The 767-nt window shown below is 50.5% G+C and carries 1 protein-coding gene; it reads left to right on the plus strand.

Going from position 1 to position 767, the window contains the following annotated elements; all coding sequences use genetic code 11:
• Window positions 1-179: 179 nt before the first annotated feature.
• Window positions 180-488 (plus strand): hypothetical protein, encoded by a 309-nt coding sequence (locus tag SB717_RS33360; RefSeq protein WP_410907070.1) that lies wholly within the window; start codon window positions 180-182, stop codon window positions 486-488.
• The last annotated feature ends 279 nt before the right edge of the window (window positions 489-767 follow it).

Genomic DNA, 767 nt, shown 5'->3' on the forward strand with positions numbered 1-767 from the left:
AGCGGCCTCTCGACCCGCTACGGCTAACGACTCAAAGCAGCCCTTGATGGAGAACAACTGCAATAGAGATATTTAGACAAGTCCATGAACACGGCAATGCACGGTTTATGACTTACTTATCAGTAATGACCTGAGGTATTCTTACGGACGCATTTATTCCCAATGAGCAAGGAGCGTTCATGAAGCAGCAGATACGCCACTACGGCGTGCAATCGTTTGTCCATTTCAACTTTTACGCCAGGGTAGAGCCTCGCCCCGAAATTCGAATTGGATTAGACGGAAAAAGATGGTGTGCCTACCGGATGTTGCCTCAAGAGGACGTGCGCCTCAACAGTCCCTCATCAAATATGCGTGCCGATTACATATTTGTTGATCCAGCTGACAACGTAGATGCGCAGGGCCTCATCGATGTGTATCTCGTATCCAAAGAGCAGGAACGCGTCAAGCATTTGATTGCGGCTTGCCGTTTTGAGGCATTTCCTTCCTGAGTGAGCCTGCTCTTTCTTAGGTAAATGGATTTGGCTTTGGCCGTGTGTCGTTTTGAGGAACGATTGCTTTGGGTCGATAGCGGTCATCTTCGACCAGCAGCTATCGACCCATAGCTGCCGTTGGCTAAGGGTCAGATGTCCTTAAGCAAGCCGCGTAGGACTTGGAGTTGTGCAGAGGCGTCTTCAACAGCTTTGACGGGCGGGAGACTTGTGCCCTTTCGGATCGTGATATTCCCATCGTCTCGCCGAGGTTGGCGAATGTAATTTCGAGCACGCTCC

Source organism: Priestia sp. SIMBA_032, assembly GCF_046535215.1.
Lineage (GTDB): Bacteria > Bacillota > Bacilli > Bacillales > Bacillaceae_H > Priestia > Priestia aryabhattai.

Bases quoted from the DNA above. Each gene is read 5' to 3' on its own strand.
- SB717_RS33360 (WP_410907070.1), top strand. From the start codon at position 180: ATGAAGCAGCAGATACGCCACTACGGCGTGCAATCGTTTGTCCATTTC.